Below are 19255 nucleotides of genomic sequence, written 5' to 3'. Positions count from 1 at the left end.
AGAACCCAACAATGGTGCCCATCCTGTCGGGTCGCCTCCAGACCCGGATCTTCCTGCTCGCCGTCGTCGGCTCGGCCGTCACGGCGCTGATCGTGCCGCTCCTGCCCGGCGACGGGCCGGCGAGTGAGCGCTACCGCACGGCGTTCCTCGTGCTCGCCGCCGTCGCCGTCCTCGGCATCGGCTGGGAGCTGCTCTACCACTTCCTCATGCAGTTCCGCTGGGAGAAGGACTGGCCGTCGCTGTTCGGCCTGCTGACCGGCGTCCCGGAGGCGGTGGTGCTGTGGCTGCTGCTGCGCGCCGGCGCGGTGCCGGGCATCGACGCCGCCCCGCCGCTGACGGCGTTCGTGCTGCAGTTCGCGGCGGTGTGGCTGGCCGTCTGGCTGGCCGCGAACGGCCCGATGCGGGTGCCGTTCCTGCGCTGGCGGTTCCGGGGCGGGCGGCTGACGTGACGGATCCGACGGTACTGCCGATGCCCGGCCCCGGCCTCGTGGCCCGGGCGGGCGCCCTGCTCGCGGTCGCCGAGCCGGCCGGCGCCGACGACCTGCTGGCCATCGTCGAGCGGATCGCGGCCGACGGCGGCGACGGGTCGGACCTCGCCGCCCGGGTCGCCGAGCTGTTCCCGGCCGGCGAGCTCAGCTGCGCCGTGGCCGGCCCGACCGCGGCCGGCGACCTGGCGGTCCTCGTGTGCGGCCACGCCACCGCCGAGATCGACGGCCGCCAGGAACAGGTCCGCGTGACCGGCCCGGGGCCGGCCATGCGGGTGGTCGCCGGGCCGGTCGCGGCGGTACGGCTGGCGCTGCCCGGGGCCGGTGCGCCCCATCCCCTCGCCCGCCTCGACGCCGGGGTCGTCGGCGGGGCCGGCCTGACCGCGCGGTTCGGCGCCGAACGAGCGCCGGCGCCGCCGGAGCCGGGCCGGCCGTTCGAGGCGGTGCTGCTCGTGCCCGGCTTCGCGCCGCCGCTGGCGCCGGCCGAGCCGGTCGCCGACACGGAGGTGCTCGTCGAGGGGGTCGACTGCAAGAACGGCCACTTCAACGACCCGGCGCTGCGGTACTGCCAGCGCTGCGGCATCGCGATGCACCAGCTGACGCTCGTGAGCCGGCTCGGGCCCCGGCCGCCGCTCGGCGTGCTGCTGCTCGACAACGGCATGACGCTGCGGGCCGACACGGACTACGTCGTCGGCCGGGACCCGGGCCGCGACCCCGACGTTGCCACCGGCCGGGCCCGCCCGCTGCGCATCGCCGACTCCTACGGCGGCATCTCCCGCCGGCACCTGCGGGTGCAGCTGTCGGGCTGGACCGTGCGGGTGGTCGACCTCGGCTCGGCCAACGGCACCTACGTGCAGGACCCCGGCGCCGACGAGGCGCCGCGCGTCCCGGCCGGCGGCGCCGTGGAGGTCCGGCCCGGCTCGAAGATCATCTTCGGTCGCCGGTGGCTGCGCTACGAGTCGCACCGCAATCCGTGATGTCCGCGCTTCGTGAAGGGACCCCGGCCGACATGCAGGGAATCGCCGACTACGAGTTCATCCGGCCGCTCGGCGCCGGCAACCACGGACAGTTCTACCTCGCCCGCCGCCCGGCCCGGCTGCCGGTCGACGTGGAGTTCGTCGCCGTCAAGGTGCTCTCCGCCGAGTCGACCGACGCCGCGTTCCGCCGGGCCGTGCGCGAGCTGACCGCGTTCGGCGCGGTGACGTCGCCGTACCTCGTCAGCCCGTTCGACGCCGGCCAGCAGGACGGGACGTTCTACTACTCGATGGAGTACCTGCCGGACGGCTCCCTCGCGAGCCCGGCCGTGCCGCTTTCCCCCGCCGCCGCGCTGCGGGCCGTCGCCGACGCCGCCCGGGCGCTCGCCGACCTGCACGCGGCCGGCATCGTGCACCGCGACGTCAAGCCGGGCAACGTGCTGCTGCACCCCGGCGGCGGGAGGCTCTCCGACCTCGGCCTGGCCCAGGTGTTCACCGAGGGCGTGACGATCACCGGGATGGGGCCGCTGGACGCGGTCGAGTACGTCGACCCGGCGATCCTCATGGGCGGCCGGCCGGTGCCCGCCGCCGACGTGTGGTCGCTCGGCGTGCTGCTGCACCGGGTGGTGAGCGGCACCGGCGTCTACGGCAACCTGCCGGCCGGCGACGGCCTGCTCGCCCTGCGCCAGGTGCTGGCGGCGCCGCCACACGTCAGCGGCGCGCTGCCCGAACCGGTGGCCGACGTCGTCCGCGCCTGCCTGGGCCCGGCCGGTGAGCGGCCGTCCGCCGCGGCGGTCGCCGAGCAGATCGGCTCGCTTGGATGAGCGCACACGCCGTCGGGCAGCTCATGCTGGCCCTCGCCTGCATCGTCGTGCTGGCCCGGGTGCTCGGCCTGGCCGCCCGCAAGCTCGGCCAGCCGCCGGTCGTCGGTGAGATCCTGGCCGGCATCCTGCTGGGCCCCACGCTGTTCGGCGCCGCGGTCAGCGGCTGGCTGTTCCCGGCCGAGGTGCGCACCGCCCTGGCCGGCCTGGCCAACGTCGGGCTGGTGCTGTTCATGTTCATCGTCGGCTACGAGGTGGACCTGGCCGCCGTGCGTGGCCGGCGCCGGGCCGCGGTGTCGGTGTCGGTCGGCTCCGTCGTGCTGCCGCTCGGCCTCGGCATCGGGCTCGCCTTCTGGTTGGCCGGCCACCACGACGTCGCCAATGTCGCGCCGTTCGCGTTGTTCATGGGCGCGGCGATGTCCGTGACCGCGTTCCCGGTGCTGGCCCGCATCCTGACCGACCGGGGCATGCTGCGCACCGAGGTCGGCGGCCTCGCGCTGGCCAGCGGCGCCGTCGACGACGTCGTCGCGTGGACCCTGCTCGCCGGCGTCGTCGCCCTCGGCACCGGCGGCGGGGAGGTGCCCTGGCAGGTCCTGCTCGCCCTGCCGTACGTGCTGGTGATGTTCCTGGTGGTCCGCCCGTTCCTGCGGCGGCTCGTCGCCGCCCGCGACCGGGCCGGCCGGCTCACTCCCGACATCCTCGCCGTGATCCTCATCGGGCTGCTGCTGTCGTGCTGGTTCACCGAGGCCATCGGCATCCACGCGATCTTCGGCGCGTTCCTGTTCGGCGCGGTCATGCCCCGGCTCGGCGGCGAGGCGCTGCGGCACGAGACCCTCGAACGGCTGGAGCAGCTCAGCGTCCTCGTCCTGCTGCCGGTGTTCTTCGTCATCGCCGGCCTGCGCGTCGACCTGTCCACGGTGGACGGTCGCGGCCTGATCGACCTCGCGCTCATCCTGGCCGTCGCGATCACCGGCAAGTTCTTCGGCGCCTACGCCGGGGCGCGGCTCAACCGGATCGATGCCCGCCGCTCCGGCGCGCTCGCGACCCTGATGAACACCCGCGGCCTGACCGAGATCGTCATCCTCACCGTCGGCCTGCAACTGGGCATCCTGCCCGCCGACCTGTTCTCGCTCATGGTGGTGATGGCGCTGGTCACCACGGCGATGGCCGGCCCGCTGCTCGCGGTCGTCTATCCGCGGCGGATGGTCGAGCAGGACGCCGCCGACCTGCAGAAGGCTGCTCTGGGTGTACCGGAGGCGTTCCGCGTCCTGGTCGTCGTGCCACCGGGGACGGCGGCGGCGCCCGTGGTGGAGCTCGCCACCGACCTCGCCGTGCGGCGCGAGCCGGCCGAGGTGCTGCTCAGCCGGGTCGTGCCCTACGAGCACGCGCGCATCGAGGTCGGCTCCGGGCTGTCCGGCGACCTGCTCGCGATGACCGCGTCGATGGCCGAGCTGAACAGGCTGGCCGAGCCGGTCCGCGAGCGCGGGCCGGCGGCGCCGGTCTTCGCCCGGTTCAGCGCCGACCCGGCGGCCGAGGTCCGGGCCCAGATCGACGTCGCCCGCCCCGACACGGTCGTGCTCAGCGGCGACCACCCGGAGCTGGCCGCCGCCGGGCCCCGGCTGGTGACCGTCGTCGCGCCGCTGCCGGCGGGCTGGGACGCGGTCGTCGTCCGGGCCGGCGACGACGCCGACGGCGAGGCCGCGGTGCGCGTCGGCGCCGACCTCGCCGCCGCCCGCGACGCGGTCCTGGTGGTCGATGCCGGGCCGCGGGCGCCGCGCCGTATCGTCACGGTGCTCGACGAGCTCGGCCAGTCGGCCGCCGCCGGCCGGGCGGCGCCCCCGTCGGCGCTCGTCGTCGCCACCGGCGCGGCGGCGGGCGCGCACCTGCTCGTGCGGGCCCGGCTGGACGCGCCGGTGCCGGCCCCCGCCTGACCTGGAGAGGACGACGATGACCGGCAACCACGCGCCGTTGCGCGACGGGGACCCGCGGCGGCTCGGCCGGTACACGGTGATCGGCCGCCTCGGCGAGGGCGGGATGGGCACCGTCTACCTCGCCACCGCCCCCGACGGCGTGCCGGTCGCCGTCAAGGTGGTGCGCATCGACCTGGCGCACGACGAGCAGTTCCGCCGCCGGTTCCGCAGCGAGGTCAACCGGGCCCGGCAGGTGCCGCCGTTCTGCACCGCGGAGGTGCTCGACGCCGCCCCCGACGACGAGCGGCCGTACCTCGTGGTCGAGTACGTCGACGGGCCGAGCCTGGCCGCCGTGGTCCGCGACCGGGGACCGCTCTCGCAGGCGAACCTGCACGGCCTGGCGATCGGGGTGGCGACCGCGCTGACCGCCATCCACGGCGCCGGCGTGGTCCACCGCGACCTGAAGCCCAACAACGTGCTGCTCGCGGCGGGCAGCCCGAAGGTCATCGACTTCGGCATCGCCCACTCGCCGCAGGCCACCACGGGGCACACGCGGACCGACCAGGTGGTGGGCACCGTGGCCTACATGGCCCCGGAGCGATTCGGCCCGGAGTCGAGCGGCAGCACGACCCCGGCGGCGGACATCTTCTCGTGGGGTGCGGTCATCGCGTACGCGGGCACCGGCCGCAACCCGTTCGGCTCCGACGCGGCGCCGGTGGTGGCGGCGCGGATCCTGACCCAGCCGCCGGACCTGACCGGGCTGTCCGGGCCGCTGCGCGACCTGGTCGAGCAGGCCCTCGCCAAGGATCCGGCCGAGCGGCCCACGGCTCGGGAGCTCATCGACCGGCTGCTCACGGCGGCGCCCGCGCAGTCGGCGCTCGCCCGGCAGCCGGAGCTGCTGGCCGCGGTGGAGGAGGCCCAGGCGACGGACGTGGCCACGGCCCTCGACGGCGCCGGCTCGCCGGGCACTGTCGCTGCGCCCGGCGCTGCTCCCGCGCATCCCGCTCCTCCGTCCCCGGCCGCGCCTTCGCCGGGCGCTGGGGTCGGGGCGGGCGCGGGGCTTTCCACCGACGCGACGACGCGGTTCGACGACGGGGCCGTGCCGCACGTGCCGGCGGCAGCCGCGCCGGTCGCCGCCGCAGCCGCGCCGCTGCCGGTTTCGCCCGCGCCGGCCGGCGACGGGCCGACGTCCGGGCCGCCGCCCGCCCCTCCCGGGCCCTCGTCGGGGCGATGGGGGCGGGTCACGCTCGTTGTTGTCGCCGTCGTCGCGCTGGTGACGTCGCTGACGGTGGCCGGCCTGATGTACGGCGTCATCCCGCTGCCCGACCGGAGCCCCCAGGCCCAGTCCTCCAGCAGTGCCGCCCCCACGTCCCCGGCCGCTTCGCCGTCGGGCGCCGCGGACCAGGTGCTGTTCTTCGACCGGCTGACGAGCGAGAACCGCTGGCAGCCGCGCGAGGACAAGGACAACGACACCACCTGCGCGTTCCAGAACGCGCTCGTGGTCACCCGGCAGAGCGTCGGCTCCTACCGCTGCCCAGGCGCGCGGGACCAGCTCACCGACTTCACCATGACGGTCGACGTGCGGCTGCAGACCGCCGCCAGCTGCGCCGGCATCTGGTTCCGCTTCGACACCGGCGGCTACGTGCTGCGGGTCTGTGCCGACGGCTACTACGTGCTCACCCACGGCGTCGGCGGCCCGTCGGCGGTGACGACCGTGGGCACGTACCCGTTCGCCGCGCTGCTCGGCGTCAACGACCTCGTGAAGGTCGGCATCGTTGCGAAGGGCCCCGACATGACCTTCACCCGTGATGGGCAGCCGCTGGGCACCTACAAGGACCCGACGTTCGACGTCGGCCGGGTCGTGCTCGGCATCTTCCCCGATCCGAAGACGACCGCCGACCCGCCGTTCTCGGTGGCGTTCACGAACATCGAGGTCCGCGTCCCAACGCCCTGAGCGGGGTTCCCCGGACGGTCACGCCGACCGCCCGGGTCCCCGGCCACTTCACGCGTGGGCCATGTGCTGGGCCTCGATCGCGGCCCGCAGGCGCTGCTCGGCCTCCATGTCCAGCGAGCTGTGCAGGAGCCGCCCGCCGAAGTTGTACGGCGCCATCTCCGACATCACCTTGTCGACCGTCACCTGGTCGACGAGCAGGAACATGGCCGCGGACCCGGGCTCGAGCGACGCGGCGAGGTCCTTCATGAACTTGTCGTCGACGCCGACGTCGGTGGCCTTGCCGGCGAGCGCGCCGGCGCCCGCGCCGACCGCCATGCCGAGGAACGGGGCGAGGAACAGCAGCCCGATGAGCCCACCCCAGAGCGCCCCACCGGCCGCGCCCGCGGCCGCCATCGAGGTCGACTGGTGGATCTTGATCTTGCGGTCGGGCCCGACGTCGACGACCGCGGCGTCCCGCACCGTGATGAGGCCCTGCCGCTGCAGGTCCATGATCTTGTCCCGCGCCGCGTTGGCGGTGGACAGGTCGCGGTAGCCGATCGCAACGAGATCAGTCATGGATCGTTCCCTTCTACACCGGCCGGCGGCCCCACCGGTTGGGCGCCGCTCCTGGCAAGCGTCGCGGCGGACGGCCGGTCCGAACCCACCCGGTCCGGGCTACGCCCGGTTGCACGGACGCCCCGTGGTTGCGCCGCGACTTCACGGGTAGCGGGCGCGCATGACGCACACGACGAGGTCCGACGCCTGGCGGACGGCGGTCACGGTACTGCAGGAAGCCCACCCGCCGTTCTTCCCGCCGGACGGCCACGTGATGACCATCGTCGTCGAGTATCCGCCCGGGGACCCGGGCACGCCGCCGCACCGGCACTCCGGACCGGCGTTCGGGTACGTGGTCGAGGGCGAGATGGTGTTCGAGCTCGAGGGCGAGCCGCCGCGCGTGCTGCGGGCCGGCGACGCGTTCTGGGAGCCCGGCGGTGACGTGATCCACTACCAGGACGGCAACCACCGCGACGACCGGCCGGTGAGGTTCACCGTCACGATGTTCTGCGAGGAGGGCAAGCCGATGCTCACCCTCGTCCCGCCCGACGAACTCGCCCAGCGGGCCGGCCGGCGGCGATCCGCCTAGTTGCCAGCCCAGCCGGCGCCCTCCGCGTCCGTCACCGAACACTCCGTGGTTGTCCGGGCTCCTGCGCAGGTGGGAGGGGGTTGTGGGATGCTGGCCGGGTGACGCCGGAGGACCTCAAGCACCTGCGCCGCGCCCGCGACCTGATCGACCGCGACTACGCGCAGCCGCTCGACGTGCCCGCGATGGCCCGCACCGCGCTGATGTCCCCCGCGCACTTCGCCCGCCAGTTCCGCGTCGTCTACGGCGAAACGCCGTATTCGTACCTCATGACCCGCCGGATCGAGCGCGCCAAGGCCCTGCTGCGCCGGGGCGACCTGTCGGTGACCGAGGTCTGCATGGCGGTCGGCGCCACCTCGCTCGGCTCGTTCAGCACCCGGTTCACCGAGCTGGTGGGGGAGAGCCCGAGCGCCTATCGGGCCCGCAACCACGGCGACCTCGCCCCGATCCCGGCGTGCTGGGCCAAGCTGGTCACCCGCCCGAGCAGGAACAAAGAAGCGCAGGTCAACCCGGCCCGGTAGCGTGCGGTGGCATGGAGCTGAAACTCACCCACACCTTCCTCGAGGTCGACGACCACGAGGCCGCGCTCGGCTTCTACCGCGACGCGCTCGGCTTCGAGGTCCGCCAGGACGTCGCGATGGAGGGCGCCCGCTGGCTCACGGTGGGTCCGACGGACCAGCCCGAGCTCGGCATCGTCCTGCAGTCGGCCGGCGTCGCCCGCTCGCCCGGCGACGCCGAGTCGATCAAGGCGCTGCTCGCCAAGGGCTCGCTGTCCGGGCTCGTCTTCCAGACCGACGACGTCGACGCGCTGTTCGACCGGCTCGCGACCAGCGGGGCCGAGGTGCTGCAGGAGCCGATGGACCAGCCCTACGGCCTGCGCGACTGCGCGTTCCGCGACCCGGCCGGCAACATGCTGCGGTTCAACCAGAAGCCCAAGGGTTAGCCGGGCAACCCGGCGGCCCGGTGCGCGTGTCTGCAGGGGTATGGCAACCGACGTCGAGGGCTTCCGCGAGTACGTCACCGCCCGCCTGCCGGCCCTGCGCCGAGTCGCCCTCCGGCCGGACCTGACGCTGTTCCCCTAGGGCGCGGCGTTGAGCAGGTCATAAATCGACTAGCGTCAACATCTGGCTGCGGTTGCGATCGCCCTGCGGTGACACCCTCGGGTTGAGTACGCTGCGAACCGTGCTGCTCCAGCGGACGCCGGGGGAACGGGTGAGCGCGCGGGTCGTCGGCCGGGTGATGTACCACTCCGGCCGGCTCATCCTTGTCGGCGCCGTGCTCGCCAGCGTGATCGCCTTTTTGGCCGTCGCCGGCACCCTCGCGTTCGCCCCCGGCCGGCGCGACGCCGCCTACGAGGCGCTCGTGCTGTCCGGCACCGTCGTCGGCGCGGCGGGCGCCCTCATCTATCTCGGCACCCTCCTCGGCGGCGACCGCCAGTCGTAGGATCGGCCGGCGCTGACCGGGGAGTGGCTCACCGGCCGGGCGGCGCGGCTGCGGGTCGCCACCGAGCGGGAGGCTCTCCTCGCCGCGGTGGCCCGCTTCGCGGACGCCGGCGGCGTCTCGTCCGCCGTGTGAATGCCGGCGGCGCCGGACGCCGCTGCGGCATCCGCCGGCTCGTCGACCCCTCGCCGCTGAACGTCAGTGGTCCGGGGTGCCGGGTGGGGCCATGATGCGCAGCGCGTTCGCCGCCAGGCCGATGCGCAGCGGGGTCTCGCCGCGCGGCTCGCCGTCGACCTCCACCGGGGCGGGGCGGTCGGTTTCGAGCCACAGCTCGTCCGTGGCCAGGAACGGTTCGTCGGCCAGGGTGCGGCGGTGGCCGGTGGCCGCGTTGCGGGCCGTCTCGCGCACGAGTTGCCAGCGGCTGGGGCCGCCGACCGGATACGCGATCAGCAGCCGGTCGTCCGCGTGCGCGTCGGCCGTGATCGGGCGGCCGGCGTGGAAGCCGCCGTTGGCGATGTACAACTGGTGCGTCTGGAACTCGTGCCGCCGGCCGTCCGTGCGGAGCACCGCCCGCAGCGGCCGGTGGCGGGCGAGCAGGGCCGCGGCGGTGACCGGGTAGGCGACCCGGCCGGCGACGCGCTTGAGCCGGCGGGGCGCGGACAGCATCACCTGCGCCGACAACCCGACGCCGATGTGGTTCGTGAACGGCACGTCCCCGGCGAGGCCGAGGTCCACGTCGATCACGGCGCCGTCCGTGAGCGTGCGGACCGCCTCGTCGAGGGTGAGGGGGATGCCGACGGTGCGCGCGAAGTTGTTGGTCGTGCCCAGCGGCAGCAGGCCGAGCGCGACGTCGCGGTGGGCGAGCACGCGCGCCGCGGTGCTGATCGTGCCGTCCCCGCCGCCGGCGACGACCAGGTCGGCGCCGCCCTCGACGGCGGCGAGCAGCCGCTCCTCCAGCCCGCCGGAGTCGGCGACCTCGATCGAGAAGCCGGCGGCGACGAGCCGCGACCGCGCCTCGGCGTAGAACCGGCGGCCGCGCCGCGCCCGGGTGTTGACCACCAGTGCCGCCCGCCGGTCCTGCCGGATGGCCTCGGTCAGCTCCCGTTTCGTCCGCATCGCACCGAGCCTAGCCGTTGACGGCGGCCACCAGGTCGTCGAGCCGGCCGCGGACCCGGGCGGCCGTGAGGTGGTCGAAGTAGTCGCGGGAGCGGGTGCGTAGCGCGGCTCGGGCTGCGCCGGGCCGTCGGCGCCCTGCTCGACCGGGCCCAGCGGGCCGGTGCCGGCCGTCTGCATCGACGGCCTCAAGCCCCGTCGCTGACCGGGACCGCTGCCGGCCGTCTGAACGCGAGCCAGAAGCACCACGCGGCGATCACCGGATCGCAGATGGCGCAGCCGAACGACGAGTCGTGCAGCGACGGGATGATCGGCGCGCCCCGGTGGTGGTGGGCGACGTCCCATGCGGTGTGCAGCAGCCAGCCGAGCCCGATGAACGCGTACGACCGCAGCCCGGCGAACGCGACGGCCGCCATGACCGCGGCGAACCCCAGCTCCCACAGCCCGAACCCGCCGCCGCTGATGTACACCCCGCCGGCCCCGCCGACCATGACGGCGTTGAACCGCTGCCGGTGCGCTTCGGGCACGAACGAGTTGAGGGCCACGTACAGCAGCCCGATCGCCACGGGCACGACATACCCCAGCATCGCGGTCCTCCTCCGGTCACCGGCCGTCGCCGGCCGACCCGAAGCTAACCGGGCACCGGCGGTACCGCAGCGTCCGTCGATGCCAGAAACCAACGGGATTCCCGCCAGCGCTCAGACCCCGAACGTGACGCCGGTGAGGCGCTCGGAGGCCGCCCACAGGCGCCGCTGGGCGTCGGGGTCGTGGGCGCGGCGGCCTGCCTCGACGCGGTGCGGGTAGCCGCGGATCTCCATGAAGCCGTCCGGGCCCGCGGGCCACGCCGACGGCGCCCTCCACCCCGACCTCACGGTGGACGACATCGCCCTGCTGCTGCGCTCCGCCCCGGACGCCCGGTCCCCGCGGGCGGAACGCACCCGCTGGGTCGAGCTGGCTTGTCGCGCGCTGCGCAGCCCGTGACGACACGATCCGGGTGATCTCGTCGACGCCCACGAGGTCGGGCGTTGCGAGCGATTGTGCGCGGCGCTGGCTGGGTACGGCCCAACGATGTGCGGAATTGTCGGTTGGGTCGCGTTTGACCGAAATCTTGGACACGAGCAGTCGGCGCTGCGGGCCATGACGGCCACCGCCGCGCTCCGCGGACCCGATGCCGAAGGGCTTTGGTTCGATCAGCACTGCGGCTTCGGGCATCGCCGGCTGGCCGTGATCGACCTGGCGGGCGGCGTGCAGCCCATGCTCGCCGAAGAGGACCGGCAGCCGACCGTCGCACTCACCTACAGCGGGGAGGTCTACAACTACCGGGAGCTGCGCGCGGAGCTGCGCGCGCTCGGACACGACTTCCGGACCGACTCCGACACCGAGGTCGTGCTCCACGCCTACCTCGAGTGGGGCGACGAATTCGCCGAACGGCTCAACGGCATGTTCGCCTTCGGGGTATGGGACGGTCGCCGGCAGCGCCTGTTGCTGGTCCGGGACCGGATGGGGGTGAAGCCGCTGTACTTCCATCCGACGCCGGACGGGGTGCTCTTCGCCTCGGAGCCGAAGAGCATTCTGGCCCATCCGGACGTGTCGGCCGAGGTGGACCTCGACGGGCTGCGGGAGCTGCTGGCGCTGGTGAAGACGCCGGGGCACGGCGTGTATCGCGGGGTGCACGAGGTCCGGCCGGGCCACGTCGTCGTCGTAGACCGGGACGGGACCCGGACGCGCCGCTACTGGGGGCTGTCGGCGCGGCCGCATCCGGACGACCTCGACACGACCGTGCACACCGTGCGAGACCTGCTGGAAGACATCATTCGCCGGCAGTTGATCGCGGATGTACCGCTGTGCACCCTGCTGTCCGGTGGGCTCGACTCGTCGGCGGTCACCGCGCTCGCCGCACTCGGGTCGCGGGAACAGGGGCTCGGGCCGGTGCGCTCGTTCGCGGTCGACTTCGTCGGACAGACCGAGCACTTCCACCCGGACGCGATGCGGCCGGAGCCGGACACGCCCTACGTCCACGAGGTCGCCAAGCACGTCGGCTCCCAGCACGCCGACATCGTGTTGAACAGCGGCGAGTTGACGGACTCCTTGTACCGCACGGAAGTCCTGGTCGCCAACGACGTCCCGACCGGCCTCGGCGACCTGTACACCTCCTTGTTCCTGCTCTTCCGCGCGGTGCGGGAGCACTCCACCGTCGCGTTGTCCGGCGAGTCGGCGGACGAGGTGTTCGGCGGGTACCGCTGGTTCCACGACCCCACCGCGATCAACGCCAACGGGTTCCCCTGGCTGACCGCGCTGCCGGATCGGCCGGGCAGCGCACAGGGACTGTTCGCCCCGGAGCTGGAGCGCGCGCTGGATCTGCACGGGTACCGGGACGCCGCCTACCGGCAGGCACTGACCGAGGTCGATCACCTGCCCGACGAGTCGCCGGCCGAGCACCGGATGCGCGAGATCTCCTATCTGCACCTGACCCGATTCCTGCAGACCCTGCTGGACCGCAAGGACCGGATGAGCATGGCGCACGGGCTGGAGGTCCGGGTGCCGTACTGCGACCACCGGCTGGTGGAGTACGTCTACAACACACCGTGGTCGATGAAGGCGTTCGACGGCCGGGAGAAGAGCGTGCTGCGCGCCGCCGTCGCCGACCTGCTGCCCGAGTCGGTGCTGCGCCGGCAGAAGAGCCCGTACCCGTCGACCCAGGATCCGGTGTACGAACGGACGCTGCGCCAGTCGTTGACCGAGGTCGTCGCCGACCCGCAGGCACCGATCGCGGAGCTGATCAACCCGCCGCGGGTCCGGGAGATGCTGGCCGCCCCGCTGGAGGAGAGCGGGTTCGGGATGAGCCGCCGCTCGGTCGAGCTGCTGCTCGGCCTCAACCTGTGGCTGCGCCGCTACCCGGTCCGGCTGGCGCTCACCTGATCCGCAGCAGTCGTACTCCTGCACCCTGACCACGGCCGCTCGTCGTGGTGCCGGGCCGCTTGAACACGGGCAGTTTGGACGATGTGCGTCCGGCCGCGGTACCCGATAGGAAGGACGCGGAACAGGACGCCACCGTTCCGCTCGGCGACGGGCACTATGCGCCCGGCGACCTCGTCGCCGTGCTGCGGGCCGTCGCCGGGCGGGCCGAGCCCGCGGACCGGCTCGTGCTCACCGTGCCGGCGTCGTACGGGCACGGGGACGCGCGCTCGCATCGCATGGTCGCGGCGGGGGAGGCGGCCGGGTTCGCCGAGGTCGAGCTGCTGCCCGAGCCCGTGGCGGCGGCGCTCGGGCCGATCTCCGGGGCGCCGTTCGCCGCCGGGGACCTCGTGCTGGTGTACGACTTCGGTGGCGGTACCTTCGACGCCGCCCTCGTCCGGTTCGGCGACAACGGGACGCACGAGGTGCTCGGGCACGCCGCGCTCAACGACTGCGGCGGCCGTGACGTCGACGCGCTGATCGCCCGGCACCTGCGCGGGCAGGCCGATCCCGAGCTGGCCGAGACGCTCGCCGCGGGTGCGGGTCCAGCTGGCCGACTTCGTCCGCGGCGTCAAGCACCAGCTCAGCGACGTCGGCCGGGTCGAGGACTACCTGACGCCGGCCGCGCCGCCGTACCGGCTCGACCGGGCCGAGCTGGCCCGGCTGGTGGCGCCCCTGGTCGACGACACCGTCGAGTGCTGCCTCGACCTGCTGTCCCGGTGCGGCATCGGTACCGCTGACATCACCGCGGCCCACGCCACCCGCGCCCCGGACGACGGCGTGCCGCCGGCGCTGCTCGACGAGGGCCTGCAGCCGCTCTGCTGGGAGCTGCCCGGTGACGGCGTCGCCACCCTGCTGCGCTGGCTGGTCGAGGAGGGCAAGCCGTTCGCCGCGGGCGACCGCCTGGCCCTGCTGCGCACGCCCGGCGGCGCGCTCGTGCGGCTCTCGGCGCCCGGCCGCGCGGGGGTGCTGGCCCGCACGCACGCCGAGCCGGGCGAGCGCGTCCGCAGCCTGGACTGGCTGGCCACAGTCGGCCTCGCCGCCGTGCCGCGCCCCGCACCGGCCTGGGACGGCGCCACCGTCACCGACCGGTACACGCTCTCGACGCCGTCCGAGGACACCGTGCGGGTCGGCTGGTCGCCCGACGGCCGCCACCTGGCGACGTCCAGCAACCAGAGCCCGGTCCGCATCTGGGACGCGGCCACCGGCCGGCAGGCGCGCACCGTGGGCGGTGACCGGGCCTCACTGACCTTGGCCTGGTCCCCGGACGGCGAGCGGTTCGCCACGTCCGGCACCGGGCCGAAGGTGACCGTCCGCTCCGGCGGCGGGGAGTGGCTGTACGACCTGGAGGGCCACGACGGCCGGGTGTATGCGACGGCCTGGTCCCCGGACGGCCGCTTCCTCGCCACCGCCGGCTACGACGACACGGCCCGCGTCTGGGACGCCGCCGGCGGCCGCGAGCTGCGCGTCCTGCACGGCCACCGCACGATGGTCTCCTCCGTCGCCTGGTCCCCGGACGGCACGCGCCTGCTGACGGCGAGCTACGACAACACGGCCCGCATCTGGGATCCGGCGACCGGCGCGCACGTGGACACGCTGACCGGCCACGACAGCGCCGTCTCACAGGCGGTATGGTCGCCGGACGGCTCCCGGGTGGCGACGTCGAGCCACGACAAGACCGTGCGAATCTGGGGTGCCTCGCATCAGCCGGAGGTGCTGGACGGCCACGGCTTCGGCCTGTACACGCTGGCCTGGTCACCCGACGGGCGCCACATCGCGGCGGGCGGCATCGGCGGCACCTCCGTGTGGGACGCCGAGCGGGGAACCCACCTCGGCCGGATCGACGGCCCCCAGCGGGTACAGTCGCTGGCCTGGTCCCCGGACGGGCAATGGCTCGCCACGGCCGGCGACGACCACGTCCGCGTCCGCCGCCTGGGCCCATGACCGGGATCCCCGTCGGCGCGTGCTCGTCACGTTCGGGCCCCTGCCGGCCGTGCCGGCGGTGGTGCTGCTCCACGGCGACCCGCACCGAGATGGAGCCGATACTGTGAGGCCGTTCGGCGTCCGCGGGTAAGACGCCGCTCATGGGGAAGGCATCGCCCCATGAGCGGAAGTCTCAAGGATCGGACCGTGCTCGTCGTCGGGCGGGGGAGCGGGATCGCGCGAGCCGTCACCCTCGCCGCGCGGGATGCCGGGGCCAGCGTCGTGGCCGCCGGGCGGAACCGGGCCGGGCTCGAAACCGCCTACCGGGACGAGCCCGGGGTCGCCGCCGACACCGTCGACCTTACCGACGAGCGCTCGATCGAGCAGCTGGGGGAGCGGCTCGGCACCGTCGACCACGTGGTCTCCACCGCGTCCGCGCGGGCCCGTGGGCGGCTCGCCGAGCTGGACCGCGACGAGGTGCGCAGCTCGTTCGACACCAAGGTGATCGGGCCGCTCATGCTCGCCAAGCACCTGGCGCCGCGGATGGGCGACGACGGCTCGATAACGATCTTCTCCGGCGTCGCCGCGGCGAAGCTCGCCGTTGGCACGATGGCCGTGGCCATCACCAACGGCGCGGCCGACGTCCTCGCCCGATCGCTCGCCCTCGAACTCGCCCCGATCCGGGTCAACGCCATCTCACCCGGCGTGGTCGACACCGGCGCCTGGGACGAGTTCGGCGACCAGACCAAGTCGGCCTACTTCGACATGATCAGTTCCCGCAACCCGGCCCGTCGCATCGGTACCGCCACCGAGATCGCCGACGGCGTCCTCTTCGCCATGACGAGCCCCTTCCTGACCGGCACCACCCTGCACATCGACGGCGGCGAGCCGCTCACCTGACCGCCCGGCGAACAAGGTGCGCGACTCGGCGAGCGGCGCTTCGATCGTCCACAATGGATGGAATCCCTGCCCGCGGAGGTACCCGTGCAGCCGCGGGTTGCCCGGCCACGCCGGCACGCGGAGCCAGCGGCTGCCGTGCCGGTGCGCGTGGGCCCGCGCCCAGTCGAGCACCTGCGCGCCGAGGCCCCGGCCGGCCAGGCCACGGCGCACGGCCAGGCGCGTGAGGTACGTGGCGGGCTGGTCGTCGGGCCAGGTCAGCCACTGCTGCAGCCCCTTGCCCCGCAGCCAGGCGACGCTCTCGTCCAGCAGGTCCAGCACGGCGGGCACGTCTTCGGGCTCGGCCCGGCGGATCGTCAACGGCGGCGTGATGTCGAGCGGCGCGACCGCCAGCGGTCGCGGCGAGGCAGCGACCGGCTCGACGGGCGTGTGCCCGCCCGCCACCCGGTCCAGCAGCCGCAGCAGCAGCCGCGTGTTGGCGAGCTGGTCGCGCGGGTCCTCGTAGCCGAGCGCGCCGTCGCCGATGTCCTCCGCCGAGTCGTACCGGTGCGCCTCGTCCAGCAGTTCCCACAGCGCCGCCTGGCCGGCCTTGAACAGCTCGATCGGCAGCGGCCCGGCGTAGGGCCGGTCGCCGCCGGTCGCCGCGCTCCACCGCCGGTCCAGCGCCGCGGCGGCCTCGGCCACGGGTTCGCCGGCCGCCGCCCGCTCGGTGAGCGCGACGATGTCGTCGACGAGCCGCCGCTCCGACGAGGGGAGGTCGTCGTCGAGGTACAGCCGGCGATACTCGGCCATCGTGAACGCGAAGCACCGCAGGTACCCGTCCGGCGGCAGCGCCGACAACCGCGCACCGAACCGCCGCCACAGCTCCCCGGGATCGAGCCGCGCCAGCTGCAGCTGCGTCATCGGCTCCGGCATCATCCGGCGAACGAGAACGAGAACGTGCCGTCCTCGATGCGCTCGATGAGCTCGCCGACGTCGTGGGCCTGGGGGACCGCCGTGTCCCAGCCGCTGCTGCCGATGTCGACCAGCATCACCGGCGCGGGGTCGTGGCGCAGGTCGAGCGCCAGCTGCGCCCGTGCGCCGTCGCCGCCGATGATGGCGATACCGGGGTGCGCCGCCGTGCTGTCGCCCCACGCCGCTTGGAGTTCGAGCATCTCGCGCGGGCTGTTCAGCCACACGTGGGTTTCGTCGGTCAGCCATCCCCGGCGGTACCACGACGGGCCCTGCAGGTAGCTGCGCCACTCGGCGGGCAGCGGGGTGGTGAACTCCTCGTCGTCGACCGGCCCCCGGTACTCCGCCTCCGCGACGATCGCCCCGACGATGTGCGTGTTGAACTCGGCGAGGCGCTCGGCCGGAATCCAGTACTCCAGCACGTCCCGCCCGCCGACCTGCTGCACCTGGTACTGCTCAAGATGGGCCCGCTCGACCGCGAACTGCGTCACGTGCCCCACCCCGCCCGCGGGCACGTTCCACTCGCGGGCGATCTTCGTCGCGTACCACCGGTTCAGCACCGGGTAGAAGATCGGCTGGTCCGCCAGCCGTGGCGGCCACTCGCGCCAGCCGGACGCGGCCACGAGGTCGAGCTCGGCCTGCCCGGTCGGTCGCCAGAGGGTCATCGTGTCGGACACGCCGATCATGATGCACTAGGGCGCCAGGGAGCGGGCCAGGCGCTCGCCCTCCGGCCAGGGTCGAAGCCCGCCGTCGAGTCCAGGTGCCCGACCGGGCCGGCGTCGTAGAGGTCGGCGCCCCAGTCGCGTGCGTACGCCTCGAACTGCTCGAACGTGGTCATCGGGTCGTTGCGGCTGGCCACCAGGAGCGCGCGGAACGGCAGCGGCGAGCGTGGCACGTGGTCGATGACGACGTTCACCACCTCGCCCGGGGCGGGGGTCCAGGCCGGGTCGAGGTACGGCGGGGTCACCAGCAGGGCACTGTGCACCGGGCCGGTGTGCCGCGCCGCCCACCCGGCCACCGTCAGGCCGCCGGGGCTAGCCCTTCCGTGGCTCGCGGCGGGTCTTGGCGTCCGTCAGGCGGCGGCGCAGGTCGTCGCGGACGTCCATCACCGCCGCGTGGAGGTCGTCCTCGGCGGACGTGGTGACGATCTTGTCCAGTCCGCGGACCCAGCACTCCAGGGTGACCTTCTGGCCGGGGGCCTGGCGGTCCTTCACCGAGATCTCCAGCTCCGTCGCGTCGGCGTCGAACGACGCGAGGCGGGCGTCCAGCGGGCCGAACTGCTCCGCGATCCAGGTCCGGTCACCCTGGGTGAACCCCGCACCCACGCGCAGGCACTGCTCGACCGTGGCCGGGTTGGCGACGCCACTCATCTGACCTCCTCGAGTCGGCAACAGACGATCAACGTGTACCCCGGACCGCGGCACCGAAAAACCATTTGACGGCCGCGATACGGTAATCCTCCGTGCTTCCCGGCGGGTGGGGTCACCCACTCTCCCGGAGGAGCACGTGTCCCTGCGCCGCCCGCCTGCCCTGGCGTTCCTGCTGGTCACCGTTGTGATCGACATGCTCGGGCTGGGCATCATCGTGCCCGTCGTGCCGAGCCTCATGACCGCCGTCACCGGCGACCCGGTCGCCGCCGCCCACTGGTCGGGGTGGATCGGCGCGAGCTTCGGCGTGACCCAGTTCCTGGCCGCGCCGCTGCTCGGCCGGCTCGCCGACCGCTACGGCCGCCGCCCCGTCCTGATCGGCGCGCTCACCCTGCTGGGCGTGGACTACCTCGCCCACGCCCTGGCCGGCGGGCCCGGGCCGATGCTCGTCGCGCACGCCGCGGCGGGGGCCCTCGCCGGCACCACGACCGTCGTCAACGCCTACCTGGCCGACGTCACGCCGCCGGACCAGCGGCCCAGGGCGTTCGGATACGTCGGGGCCGCGTTCTCGGTCGGGTTCGTCGCCGGGCCGGTCATCGGCGGCCTGCTCGGCGCCGTCGACCTGCGGCTGCCCTTCCTCGTCGCGGCCGGCCTGGCCGGGGCCAACGCACTGTACGGCGCGTTCGTGCTGCCCGAGTCCCGCCCCGGCGACCGGACCACCGGCCTCGCCTGGGCCGTCGCCAACCCGGTCGGGGCGATCGTCGCGCTGGCCCGCCGGCCCGGGCTCGGGCGCCTCACGGTCGCCCGCCTGCTGTCCGACGTGGCCCGCATGACCAACCAGGTGACCTGGACGTTCGTCATGATCGCCCGGTTCGGCTGGGGCACCGCGAAGGTCGGCGCGGTGCTGGCGGCCAGCGCGCTGCTCGGCGCCCTCTGCTCGGGCACGCTCGCCGGCCCGTACGTGCGGCGCCTCGGGGTACACCGGGCGGCCATCGTCTCGGCCTGGGCCGGAGCCATCAGTCTCGCCGGCTTCGGACTGGCCGGGCCGGGGTGGATCGTGCCGCTCATGGGGCTCGGCGCGGTGGCGGCGCTGGGCGGCACCGCGGTGCAGACGTGGATCACGTCGGCGACCCGCGACAGTGAGCACGGCACCGTGCAGGGTGCGCTGACCGGGATCGCGGCCCTGGCCGAGGCGGGGGTCCCGGCGGTGGCGACCGCCCTGTTCGCCTGGAGTCTGACGGTACCGCTGCCGGGGCTGGTCCTCGTCGCGGCCGGCCTCGTCGCCGCGGCGTCGGCCGTCGTGCTCACCTGTGGTGAACATTAAGAACGACTTAGGGCGGTACCG

Annotated in this window: 20 protein-coding genes and 2 pseudogenes; 15 read left to right on the top strand and 7 right to left on the bottom strand. The window is 74.2% G+C overall.

Features of this window, described 5'->3' with window-relative positions:
- Positions 1-11: 11 nt before the first annotated feature.
- Genes IEZ31_RS35210 through IEZ31_RS35190 form a run of 5 tightly spaced genes read left to right on the top strand, consistent with a single transcriptional unit; the run spans position 12 to position 6144 of the window.
- A complete protein-coding gene (locus IEZ31_RS35210; protein WP_190254390.1) occupies positions 12-449 on the top strand; it encodes a hypothetical protein in 438 nt (145 codons plus the stop codon).
- Entirely contained in the window at positions 446-1462 is a 1017-nt protein-coding gene (locus IEZ31_RS35205) for an FHA domain-containing protein (protein WP_229836124.1), read from the top strand. The genes IEZ31_RS35210 and IEZ31_RS35205 overlap by 4 nt, the downstream gene beginning before the upstream one ends.
- A 32-nt stretch (positions 1463-1494) precedes the next feature.
- Complete coding sequence (locus IEZ31_RS35200; RefSeq protein WP_190254389.1) at positions 1495-2283, top strand: protein kinase domain-containing protein; 789 nt, start codon at positions 1495-1497, stop codon at positions 2281-2283.
- Complete coding sequence (locus IEZ31_RS35195; protein ID WP_190254388.1) at positions 2280-4211, top strand: cation:proton antiporter; 1932 nt, start codon at positions 2280-2282, stop codon at positions 4209-4211. Before IEZ31_RS35200 ends, IEZ31_RS35195 begins: the two co-directional genes overlap by 4 nt.
- Positions 4212-4227: 16 nt before the next feature.
- Complete coding sequence (locus tag IEZ31_RS35190) at positions 4228-6144, top strand: serine/threonine-protein kinase (protein ID WP_190254387.1); 1917 nt, start codon at positions 4228-4230, stop codon at positions 6142-6144.
- A 48-nt stretch (positions 6145-6192) separates the two neighbouring features.
- On the opposite strand, the gene IEZ31_RS35185 is transcribed toward IEZ31_RS35190, so the two are convergent.
- Positions 6193-6699: a DUF1269 domain-containing protein gene (locus tag IEZ31_RS35185; RefSeq protein ID WP_190254386.1), complete on the bottom strand. Its 507-nt coding sequence runs from the start codon at positions 6697-6699 to the stop codon at positions 6193-6195.
- Positions 6700-6859: 160 nt separating this feature from the next.
- Between IEZ31_RS35185 and IEZ31_RS35180 the strand changes: the two genes are divergently transcribed.
- The 4 genes from IEZ31_RS35180 (at position 6860) to IEZ31_RS35165 (ending at position 8707) form a co-directional block, all read left to right on the top strand.
- Positions 6860-7267 (top strand): cupin domain-containing protein, encoded by a 408-nt coding sequence (locus tag IEZ31_RS35180; protein WP_190254385.1) that lies wholly within the window; start codon positions 6860-6862, stop codon positions 7265-7267.
- 98 nt (positions 7268-7365) lie between these two features.
- Positions 7366-7785, top strand: a complete 420-nt coding sequence (locus IEZ31_RS35175; RefSeq protein WP_190254384.1) for a helix-turn-helix transcriptional regulator — start codon at positions 7366-7368, stop codon at positions 7783-7785.
- 11 nt (positions 7786-7796) lie between these two features.
- Positions 7797-8207 (top strand): VOC family protein, encoded by a 411-nt coding sequence (locus IEZ31_RS35170; protein WP_190254383.1) that lies wholly within the window; start codon positions 7797-7799, stop codon positions 8205-8207.
- A 239-nt stretch (positions 8208-8446) separates the two neighbouring features.
- A complete protein-coding gene (locus tag IEZ31_RS35165) occupies positions 8447-8707 on the top strand; it encodes a hypothetical protein (protein WP_190254382.1) in 261 nt (86 codons plus the stop codon).
- Positions 8708-8902: 195 nt separating this feature from the next.
- On the opposite strand, the gene IEZ31_RS35160 is transcribed toward IEZ31_RS35165, so the two are convergent.
- A complete protein-coding gene (locus tag IEZ31_RS35160; protein WP_190254381.1) occupies positions 8903-9820 on the bottom strand; it encodes a diacylglycerol/lipid kinase family protein in 918 nt (305 codons plus the stop codon).
- Between the two features lie 185 nt (positions 9821-10005).
- On the bottom strand, positions 10006-10404 hold the full coding sequence (locus IEZ31_RS35155) for a DUF6010 family protein (protein ID WP_190254380.1): 399 nt from the start codon (positions 10402-10404) through the stop codon (positions 10006-10008).
- 229 nt (positions 10405-10633) lie between these two features.
- On the opposite strand from IEZ31_RS35155, the gene IEZ31_RS35150 reads away from it, so the two are divergent.
- The 5 genes from IEZ31_RS35150 (at position 10634) to IEZ31_RS35135 (ending at position 15595) form a co-directional block, all read left to right on the top strand.
- Positions 10634-10798: a hypothetical protein gene (locus IEZ31_RS35150; RefSeq protein WP_190254379.1), complete on the top strand. Its 165-nt coding sequence runs from the start codon at positions 10634-10636 to the stop codon at positions 10796-10798.
- A gap of 87 nt (positions 10799-10885) precedes the next feature.
- Positions 10886-12736 (top strand): asparagine synthase (glutamine-hydrolyzing), encoded by a 1851-nt coding sequence (gene asnB / locus IEZ31_RS35145; protein WP_190254378.1) that lies wholly within the window; start codon positions 10886-10888, stop codon positions 12734-12736.
- A gap of 83 nt (positions 12737-12819) precedes the next feature.
- Positions 12820-13512 carry an Hsp70 family protein gene (locus IEZ31_RS57085; RefSeq protein WP_229836135.1) on the top strand — a complete coding sequence of 231 codons (693 nt, stop codon included), beginning with the start codon at positions 12820-12822 and terminating at the stop codon, positions 13510-13512.
- On the top strand, positions 13439-14716 hold the full coding sequence (locus IEZ31_RS58950) for a WD40 repeat domain-containing protein (RefSeq protein ID WP_308429462.1): 1278 nt from the start codon (positions 13439-13441) through the stop codon (positions 14714-14716). Before IEZ31_RS57085 ends, IEZ31_RS58950 begins: the two co-directional genes overlap by 74 nt.
- Positions 14717-14875: 159 nt before the next feature.
- Positions 14876-15595, top strand: a complete 720-nt coding sequence (locus IEZ31_RS35135) for an SDR family oxidoreductase (protein WP_190254376.1) — start codon at positions 14876-14878, stop codon at positions 15593-15595.
- Between the two features lie 72 nt (positions 15596-15667).
- On the opposite strand, the pseudogene IEZ31_RS59510 reads toward IEZ31_RS35135, so the two are convergent.
- The 4 genes and pseudogenes from IEZ31_RS59510 to IEZ31_RS35120 all read right to left on the bottom strand — a co-directional run.
- Positions 15668-16384: pseudogene (locus IEZ31_RS59510) on the bottom strand (GNAT family N-acetyltransferase); the annotation flags it as partial.
- A gap of 494 nt (positions 16385-16878) precedes the next feature.
- Positions 16879-17229 (bottom strand): annotated as a pseudogene (locus IEZ31_RS35130) (ADP-ribosylation/crystallin J1); the annotation flags it as partial.
- Positions 17226-17567 (bottom strand): RBBP9/YdeN family alpha/beta hydrolase, encoded by a 342-nt coding sequence (locus tag IEZ31_RS35125; protein WP_268241714.1) that lies wholly within the window; start codon positions 17565-17567, stop codon positions 17226-17228. The pseudogene IEZ31_RS35130 and the gene IEZ31_RS35125, both read right to left, overlap by 4 nt.
- A gap of 10 nt (positions 17568-17577) precedes the next feature.
- A complete protein-coding gene (locus IEZ31_RS35120) occupies positions 17578-17913 on the bottom strand; it encodes an HPF/RaiA family ribosome-associated protein (RefSeq protein WP_190254374.1) in 336 nt (111 codons plus the stop codon).
- 136 nt (positions 17914-18049) lie between these two features.
- Here IEZ31_RS35120 and IEZ31_RS35115 point away from each other — a divergent pair, with 136 nt between their 5' ends.
- On the top strand, positions 18050-19234 hold the full coding sequence (locus IEZ31_RS35115; RefSeq protein WP_190254373.1) for an MFS transporter: 1185 nt from the start codon (positions 18050-18052) through the stop codon (positions 19232-19234).
- Positions 19235-19255: the final 21 nt, after the last annotated feature.

It is taken from the genome of Dactylosporangium sucinum (genome assembly GCF_014647515.1).
Taxonomy (GTDB): domain Bacteria; phylum Actinomycetota; class Actinomycetes; order Mycobacteriales; family Micromonosporaceae; genus Dactylosporangium; species Dactylosporangium sucinum.
The sequence above is the reverse complement of the archived record's forward strand: the minus strand, read 5'-3'. Positions and strand labels throughout refer to the sequence as shown.

What these genes read in the sequence shown, in the direction of transcription:
- IEZ31_RS35210 (WP_190254390.1), top strand. Translation starts at nt 12, where the DNA reads ATGGTGCCCATCCTGTCGGGTCGCCTCCAGACCCGGATCTTCCTGCTC.
- IEZ31_RS35200 (WP_190254389.1), top strand. Translation starts at nt 1,495, where the DNA reads ATGCAGGGAATCGCCGACTACGAGTTCATCCGGCCGCTCGGCGCCGGC.
- IEZ31_RS35195 (WP_190254388.1), top strand. Translation starts at nt 2,280, where the DNA reads ATGAGCGCACACGCCGTCGGGCAGCTCATGCTGGCCCTCGCCTGCATC.
- IEZ31_RS35190 (WP_190254387.1), top strand. Translation starts at nt 4,228, where the DNA reads ATGACCGGCAACCACGCGCCGTTGCGCGACGGGGACCCGCGGCGGCTC.
- IEZ31_RS35185 (WP_190254386.1), bottom strand. Translation starts at nt 6,699, where the DNA reads ATGACTGATCTCGTTGCGATCGGCTACCGCGACCTGTCCACCGCCAAC.
- IEZ31_RS35180 (WP_190254385.1), top strand. Translation starts at nt 6,860, where the DNA reads ATGACGCACACGACGAGGTCCGACGCCTGGCGGACGGCGGTCACGGTA.
- IEZ31_RS35170 (WP_190254383.1), top strand. Translation starts at nt 7,797, where the DNA reads ATGGAGCTGAAACTCACCCACACCTTCCTCGAGGTCGACGACCACGAG.
- IEZ31_RS35160 (WP_190254381.1), bottom strand. Translation starts at nt 9,820, where the DNA reads ATGCGGACGAAACGGGAGCTGACCGAGGCCATCCGGCAGGACCGGCGG.
- IEZ31_RS35155 (WP_190254380.1), bottom strand. Translation starts at nt 10,404, where the DNA reads ATGCTGGGGTATGTCGTGCCCGTGGCGATCGGGCTGCTGTACGTGGCC.
- IEZ31_RS35150 (WP_190254379.1), top strand. Translation starts at nt 10,634, where the DNA reads ATGAAGCCGTCCGGGCCCGCGGGCCACGCCGACGGCGCCCTCCACCCC.
- asnB (WP_190254378.1), top strand. Translation starts at nt 10,886, where the DNA reads ATGTGCGGAATTGTCGGTTGGGTCGCGTTTGACCGAAATCTTGGACAC.
- IEZ31_RS35135 (WP_190254376.1), top strand. Translation starts at nt 14,876, where the DNA reads ATGAGCGGAAGTCTCAAGGATCGGACCGTGCTCGTCGTCGGGCGGGGG.
- IEZ31_RS35120 (WP_190254374.1), bottom strand. Translation starts at nt 17,913, where the DNA reads ATGAGTGGCGTCGCCAACCCGGCCACGGTCGAGCAGTGCCTGCGCGTG.